Origin of the sequence: Buchnera aphidicola (Melaphis rhois) (assembly GCF_005080745.1) — a bacterium.
GTDB classification, from domain to species: domain Bacteria; phylum Pseudomonadota; class Gammaproteobacteria; order Enterobacterales; family Enterobacteriaceae; genus Buchnera_B; species Buchnera_B aphidicola_AT.
The window spans coordinates 399842-407308 of sequence record NZ_CP033004.1 but is presented as its reverse complement, the minus strand read 5'-3'; the positions used below and the strand labels follow the sequence as shown (position 1 = coordinate 407308).

General features: G+C 27.0%; 7 protein-coding genes and 1 tRNA gene. 6 read left to right on the top strand and 2 right to left on the bottom strand.

Features of this window, described 5'->3' with window-relative positions; genetic code table 11:
• Position 1: 1 nt before the first annotated feature.
• Entirely contained in the window at positions 2–1252 is a 1251-nt protein-coding gene (murA, locus tag D9V73_RS01785) for a UDP-N-acetylglucosamine 1-carboxyvinyltransferase (protein ID WP_158336575.1), read from the bottom strand.
• Between the two features lie 5 nt (positions 1253–1257).
• Positions 1258–1509, bottom strand: a complete 252-nt coding sequence (locus tag D9V73_RS01780; protein WP_158336574.1) for a BolA/IbaG family iron-sulfur metabolism protein — start codon at positions 1507–1509, stop codon at positions 1258–1260.
• Between the two features lie 409 nt (positions 1510–1918).
• Between D9V73_RS01780 and greA the strand changes: the two genes are divergently transcribed.
• The 6 genes from greA (at position 1919) to D9V73_RS01750 (ending at position 7440) form a co-directional block, all read left to right on the top strand.
• Positions 1919–2398 (top strand): transcription elongation factor GreA, encoded by a 480-nt coding sequence (gene greA / locus D9V73_RS01775; RefSeq protein WP_158336573.1) that lies wholly within the window; start codon positions 1919–1921, stop codon positions 2396–2398.
• A gap of 286 nt (positions 2399–2684) precedes the next feature.
• Complete coding sequence (locus D9V73_RS01770; RefSeq protein ID WP_158336572.1) at positions 2685–3311, top strand: RlmE family RNA methyltransferase; 627 nt, start codon at positions 2685–2687, stop codon at positions 3309–3311.
• A gap of 57 nt (positions 3312–3368) precedes the next feature.
• The gene (gene ftsH / locus D9V73_RS01765) at positions 3369–5198 is read left to right on the top strand and encodes an ATP-dependent zinc metalloprotease FtsH (protein ID WP_158336571.1); all 1830 of its coding nucleotides are present in this window, start codon (positions 3369–3371) and stop codon (positions 5196–5198) included.
• Between the two features lie 379 nt (positions 5199–5577).
• Positions 5578–6915, top strand: a complete 1338-nt coding sequence (gene glmM, locus D9V73_RS01760) for a phosphoglucosamine mutase (protein ID WP_158336570.1) — start codon at positions 5578–5580, stop codon at positions 6913–6915.
• Positions 6916–7059: 144 nt separating this feature from the next.
• On the top strand, positions 7060–7296 hold the full coding sequence (secG, locus tag D9V73_RS01755) for a preprotein translocase subunit SecG (protein ID WP_158336569.1): 237 nt from the start codon (positions 7060–7062) through the stop codon (positions 7294–7296).
• Positions 7297–7355: 59 nt separating this feature from the next.
• Positions 7356–7440, top strand: a tRNA-Leu gene (locus tag D9V73_RS01750).
• The last annotated feature ends 27 nt before the right edge of the window (positions 7441–7467 follow it).

Here is a 7467-nt window from a genome sequence, read left to right as displayed (position 1 = left end):
TTTATTTATTTTTAATTTTTGCTCCTATTTTTCTAAGTTTTTTATAAAAATTTTCGTATCCCCTTGTAATAAGGTCAGAATTTTTAAGGATAGTGTCCCCATCAGCGATGCATCCAGCTAGTATTAAGCTAGCAGATCCACGTAAATCTAATGCAATTATTTTAGCTGAATTTAGTTGTTTAACTCCATAGCAAATAACTGAGTTATTTTTTATAATTGCTTTTGCACCCATTTTTTTTAATTCAGGTATATGTATAAAACGATTTTCGAATATAGTTTCAGTGACTATACTAATGCCATTGGATATTAAGTTTAATAATGTAAATGGAGCTTGCATATCAGTTGGAAATCCTGGATAAGGAGAAGTTATAATATCAGTTCCTGTAGGATTTATGTTGGTCATATTAAGATTTATCCAATCGTTTCCAATGTTTATTTTAGCTCCTGTTTGTATTAGTTTTTTTAGTAAATATGTCAACATTTCAGGTTGAGTATTATAACAAATAATGTTTCCGTTAGAGATAGCTGCTGCAATTAAAAACGTGCCTGTTTCAATTCTATCAGATATAATTTTATATGTACCTCCGTGTAATTTAGTTACACCTTGAATAATAATTTTTCTACTTCCAGCTCCAGTGATTTTGGCTCCTAGACTATTAAGAAAATTAGCAACGTCTACGATTTCTGGTTCACATGCAGCATTTAAAATTATAGTATTTCCTATAGCTAAGGTAGCTGCACTCATAATGGTAATAGTTGCTCCTACACTTATTTTGGATAGTTTTATATTGGCCCCTTTTAATTTTCCAATCACTGAACCAGTTATATGATTATCGCAAATAGTAATATTAGCTCCTAACTGAGTTAATCCGAATATATGTAAGTCAATTTTTCTGTGTCCTATTTTACATCCTCCAGGAAAAGATATTTTTGCATAACCGAATCTTGCTAGAAGGGGTCCTAGTATCCAAATAGAAGCTCGTATTGTTTTTGTAATTTTTTTAGGTATGGTACAAATTTCAATTTTTTTAGTATCAAGATATATTCTCTTGTTGATTTCTATTTTTACTCCTAGTTTTATTAGTATTTTTATTGCATTTAAAATATCTCGAAGAAGTGGAATATTATGCAGTTCTATTGGTTCTTGTGATAATATTGATACTAATAGTATAGGTAAGGCAGCATTTTTTGAACCGGATATTTTTACTTCTCCAGAAAGGTTAGTAGGTCCAGTGATATGACTTATTTTCATTTTTTTTAGTTAATTTTTTTTTGGTTATTTTTCCATTCTTTTAAAGAATATGTTTTGATTGAAATAGCATGAATTGTTTTATTAGTAATATAGTCCATTAATTGTGTATAAATCATTTGTTGTTTTTCTACTTCACTTTTGTTATTAAAGATATCATCAATAGCTATAATATTAATATGGTTGTTATTTCCAGTTACTTGAACTTTGTTTAAAGACAAAGATTTTATTAATATATGTTTAATTTTTTCTGTAATCATTAGTTTGAGCTTATCAAAATATTATGAAGCAACATAATATCAGAACGTAACTTGTGAATATATCTTTAATTTTAAATAAGATATAAATATATTTGTATTATTAATATTTTAATGTTGTTCTTTTTAATAAATGCTAATTATTTAGTTTTTTTTAAGTTTATTTTTTAGAATTGTCAGGAATAAACGATTTAAATTATATTTTATAGAAATTGTAAAATATTTAAAAGTAATGATTCAAAACAACGTTGCATCTTAAATTATTTTTTTAATAAATTGACGTTTATTAGATACAATATTTTAATAATTTAAGGATAATTTTAGAGTTATATTATTGTAATGATAATAACAAATGTATCATGAAGATATGTTTTAATTTGTTGTATCTAAATTGTATTTGTGAGGTATAAATATGCATAATTACATCCCGATGACATCGTTAGGCGTTGAAAAACTTCGAAAAAAACTTGAAATATTAAAAAAAGTAAAAAGACCTAAAATTATAGCTTCTATAATAGAAGCTAGACAGCATGGTGATTTAAAGGAAAATGCAGAATATCATGCAGCTAAGGAAGAACAGAGTTTTTGTGAAGGTAAAATTAAAGAAATTGAATTAAAATTATCTAAAATTCGAGTAATTGATGTTACTTTAATAAAAAATTGCGGTACTGTTATTTTTGGATCTACAGTAACTATATGTAACTTGGATACTAATAAATCTGTTACTTATCGCATCGTAGGTGATGATGAATCAGATTTTAAATTGAATTTGATTTCTATTAACTCTCCTATGTCTAGAGGGTTGATTGGAAAAAAAATAGGAAATATTGCCGTTATTAAAACTCCATCTGGTGATGTTAAATATAAAATATTAAATATAGAATATAAGTAATGATTAGATTTTTAGCATTCAATTTAATATCCAATTTTTACTACAATATAGTAATATAGTTATTAAATAATAAAAATATTATTGTTTTTTAATAAATCTTTTATTTTACATAATATTTTCATAAATGGAATAAATAATATATATTGTTAAAGGTGTTTTATATGTCACGAATTAGTATTGATTATGATTTTAAAATGCTTAAATTATATCTAATATTTGTTTAAATGCAAAATTTTGAGGATATATAAATATCAAATAATTTTTACTAAAACAAGCGGAATTGTTAATGTATAAAGTTCGTTCTTTAAGTTCCAAAAAATGGTTAAAACGACATATTAGCGATAAATATGTCAATTTAGCTTATAATTATGGTATTCGTTCTAGAGCTCATTTTAAGTTATCTAATATAGATAGTATAGTTAAATTATTTCGCAGGGGTATGACAGTAATAGATTTAGGCTGTTCACCTGGAAGTTGGTCTGAATATGCTATTAAAAAGGTAGGAAAAACAGGATGTGTTATATCTTGTGATATATTACCTATGAAGCCAATTAAAGGCGTTTTTTTTGTTCGAGGAAATATTAGAGAACCAAGTTTTTTAAATTGGTTTTTAATTTATTTAAAAAACAAAAGAATAGACTTAGTGATGTCTGATATGGCTCCTAATATGAGTGGAATTGATTGTATTGATCATCCTCGCTCTATAGAATTAGGTTTATTAGCTTTAAAAATATCTGAAAAGATATTAACAAATAATGGCAAGTTTTTGGTAAAAACTTTTTGCGGAGAACAATTTAATGAGTTAATTTTAGAAATTAGTGCTTTGTTTATTACAGTAAAAGTTTTTAAACCTAGCGCTTCTCGAATGCGTTCTAGAGAAATATATATTATAGCATTTGGACGAAAAAGATAACTATCTTATGTGATTTGTGCAATAGTTTTGAATTGTGAGGTTAATCTCTTGAGTGATATGGCTAAAAACCTGATTTTATGGTTAGTAATCGCAGTGGTATTAATGTCTATCTTTCAGAATTTTAATTTTAATAGTATAAATTATCGGAAGGTAGATTATTCTACTTTCCTATCAGAAGTAAATCAAGATCAGATTCGCGAAACATATATTAATGGACGAGAAATTAATGTAGTAAAAAAAGATAATAGTAAATATATAACATTTATCCCGATGAATGATTCTAAACTACTTGATACGTTACTGGTAAAAAATATTAAAATAGTAGGAGCAATTCAAGAAGAGCCTAGTTTTTTAACTTCTATTTTTATTTCATGGTTTCCTATGTTTCTTTTAATTGGAGTGTGGGTCTTTTTTATGAGACAAATGCAAATTGGAGGTGGCAAAGGTGCTATGTCATTTGGAAAGAGTAAGGCTAGGATGTTATCAGAGGATCAAAGTACGATTACTTTTTCCGATGTAGCTGGCTGTGACGAAGCGAAAGCAGAAGTAAAAGAGTTAGTAGATTATCTCCGAGAACCTAGTAGATTTCAGAAATTAGGAGGAAAAATTCCAAAGGGAATTTTAATGGTAGGTTCTCCTGGGACTGGAAAAACTCTTTTAGCAAAAGCAATTGCTGGTGAAGCTAGAGTTCCATTTTTTACTATTTCAGGTTCTGATTTTGTAGAGATGTTTGTTGGAGTAGGAGCTTCAAGAGTGCGTGATATGTTTGATCATGCTAGAAAATCCGCGCCTTGCATAATTTTTATTGATGAAATTGATGCCGTTGGTCGACAAAGAGGAGCTGGATTAGGAGGTGGACATGATGAACGCGAACAAACATTAAACCAGATGTTAGTAGAAATGGATGGTTTTGATGGGAATGAAGGAATAATTCTTATTGCTGCTACCAATAGACCAGACGTTTTAGATCCTGCTTTATTAAGACCAGGTCGATTTGATCGTCAAATTTTCGTAGCATTACCTGATATTAAAGGTCGATCACAAATAATTACAGTGCACATGAGAAAAGTGCCTTTAGGAAAAGATGTAGATCCTATGATTATAGCTCGAGGAACCCCCGGTTTTTCTGGAGCGGATTTAGCAAATTTAGTTAATGAAGCTGCATTATTTGCAGCTCGTAATAATCATCAGGTTGTATCAATGTTTGATTTTGAAAGAGCAAAAGACAAGATTATAATGGGTACTGAAAGACGATCTATGGTAATAACTGATAAACAAAAAGAATCTACAGCATATCATGAAGCAGGACATGTTATTGTTGGTAGATTAGTTCCAGAGCATGATCCTGCTCATAAAGTAACTATTATTCCAAGAGGTAGAGCGTTAGGGGTAACTTTTTTTTTACCGGAAGATGATGTATTAAGCGTTAGTAAAAATAAATTAGAAAGTCAAATATCTACGTTATATGGAGGTAGATTAGCAGAAGAAATAATTTATGGAGCAAATAATGTATCTACAGGCGCGTATAATGATATAAAAATGGCTACTCGTTTAGCACGTAATATGGTAACACAATGGGGTTTTTCAAAAAAATTAGGTCCGCTTTTATACACAGAAGAAGAGGGTGAAATTTTTTTAGGACGAACAGTAGCAAAATCTAAACATATGTCAGATGAAACAGCGAGAATTATTGATGAAGAAGTAAAACTATTAATAGAAAAAAATTATCAGAGAGCGAAAAACATACTAAATGATAATTTAGACATACTTCATAAAATGAAAGATGCATTGATTAAATATGAAACGATTGATTCTCATCAAATTAATGATCTAATGGAAAGAAAATCTGTTCGAAAACCTAATGGATGGAATGAAAATAGTGAGTAGAAAAGATTATTTTTAAGTTATATTTAATTTTTTATAAAAATTAAGATGGATCCAATTATTTTACGATGTAATTAATTATATTTCTTTAAGTTAATGAAAGTTATATAAAGAAATTGGTATATAATGTAATTTTATAAAATTGCTATCTCTTAAATTATAACATTAAGGGATAGCTCACGATTAATTTAAAATTTTTTTTAAAAAGTTATTTTAATTAATTATTAATTAACTTGTTTTAGTTTGATTATAGTACTATATAAACAAGTTCATAATAAAAGTGTTATTGAACAATTAACTTATATAATTTAAGAATTTAATATAAAAATATATTTTATTTTTTTACTTATTAATTTTTTTATATGATTAAAAGGGTAGTAAGTTGAATGTAAAAAAATATTTTGGAACAGATGGTATTCGTGGGAAAGTTGGTGAGTTTCCTATTACTCCTGATTTTTTTTTAAAGTTTGGAATTGTAATTGGCAAATTATTATTTAAGAATAGTTTTAAAACAGTCATAGTTGGAATAGATACTCGTATTTCTAGTTGTATGTTAGAGTCAGCATTGAACTCAGGTTTATCTGCTTCTGGTATTTCTGTGTTGTCTACAGGAAGAATTTCTACTCCAGCTATTGGATATTTAACTAAGTTATTAAGATTAGGAGCAGGAATAGTAATATCAGCATCTCATAATTTGTTTCAAGACAATGGTATAAAGCTATTTTTAAAAAATGGTATTAAATCATCAGCATTCATGGAAAAAATTATTGAGAAAGAACTAAAAAAACCTGTTTCTTATCGTAATATTTCAAATGTAGCTTCAATTAATAGAATTTATTTTGCTCAAAAGGAATACATTAATTTTTGTAAATCTACTTTTCCAAGTTGTTTTAATTTAAAAAATTTTAAGATCGTATTAGATTGTGCTAATGGTTCTACTTACAAAATTGCACCTAAAATTTTTAAAGATTTTGGTGCTAATTTAATTTCTACTGCTGTTTTCCCAAATGGGTATAATATTAATAAATGTTGTGGATCAACAGATGTAGATAATTTAAAAAAAGTAGTATTGTCGGAGCAGGCAGATGTAGGTTTAGCTTTTGATGGTGATGGAGATCGTGTGATTATGATCGATCATTTAGGTAATAAAGTTAATGGAGATCAAATTTTATATATTTTAGCAAAATTTCGATATACATATAATATGATTAAAAAAGAAAGTGTTGTTGTAACTGACATGAGTAATAATGGATTGTTGATTTCTTTAAAAAAATTAAATATTCCTTTTGTTAAAGTAAACGTAGGTGATAAAAATATAATAAATAAATTAAGAGAAAATAAATGGAATCTTGGTGCAGAAAGTTCTGGTCATGTTATTATATTGGATAAATCACACATTTGTGATGGGATTATTACTAGTTTGCAAGTTATCAAAGTCATGTTGCAAACTAGAATGAGTCTTTTTCAATTATGTTCTGAACTAACATTACACCCTCAATCAGTCGTTAATATAGCTTTTAATAAAAAAAATGACTTTATAAAACGTAAGAAAATAGAACTTGTATTGTCGAGGTATAAAAGTATACTTGGACAATTTGGCCGAATACTTTTAAGAAAATCTGGAACAGAATTGTATTTTAGAGTGATGATAGAAGATAAAAGTAAAAGTATTGTTTCATTTATTTCTAATCAATTAAAAAAAGATTTTAAGTATATTTAGTATGTTCTATAAAAGATTAATTTAATTTATATTGTATTCTTTTTTTTTGTTTTTTTAAATATAGTGTTAAATTTTTATTTTTATTTAAGATTTTTTTATTTTTATCTTGATTTTGTTTTATTTTGTAACAATTAGGAAAATCTTATGTATAATTTTTTTTTAGGAATGTTTGTTTTTGTTTCTATTTTTCTTATTTTTTTAATCATGATACAGCACGGAAAAGATAGCGATTTAAATACCAGTTTAGGGTTAGCGAGATCTAAGAAAGCAATAATACATGGCAATAATAATACACTAACTTGTATTACTAGCGTATTTGCATTTTTGTTTTTTTTAATTAGTTTAATAATATGTAATATGAGTTATAATAATATATTTTAATGATATTGAGAACAATACATATATTTATTTCGATAAACTGTTTATATTTTGTTCATTGAACCGAGGTGGTGGAATTGGTAGACACGCTATCTTGAGGGGATAGTGCTTTTATTAAGTATACGGGTTCAAATCCCGTCCTCGGTATTTTAATGTCAGTCTTTAAAATTTATA

What these genes read in the sequence shown, in the direction of transcription:
- murA (WP_158336575.1), bottom strand. Translation starts at nt 1,252, where the DNA reads ATGAAAATAAGTCATATCACTGGACCTACTAACCTTTCTGGAGAAGTA.
- D9V73_RS01780 (WP_158336574.1), bottom strand. Translation starts at nt 1,509, where the DNA reads ATGATTACAGAAAAAATTAAACATATATTAATAAAATCTTTGTCTTTA.
- greA (WP_158336573.1), top strand. Translation starts at nt 1,919, where the DNA reads ATGCATAATTACATCCCGATGACATCGTTAGGCGTTGAAAAACTTCGA.
- D9V73_RS01770 (WP_158336572.1), top strand. Translation starts at nt 2,685, where the DNA reads ATGTATAAAGTTCGTTCTTTAAGTTCCAAAAAATGGTTAAAACGACAT.
- ftsH (WP_158336571.1), top strand. Translation starts at nt 3,369, where the DNA reads ATGGCTAAAAACCTGATTTTATGGTTAGTAATCGCAGTGGTATTAATG.
- secG (WP_158336569.1), top strand. Translation starts at nt 7,060, where the DNA reads ATGTATAATTTTTTTTTAGGAATGTTTGTTTTTGTTTCTATTTTTCTT.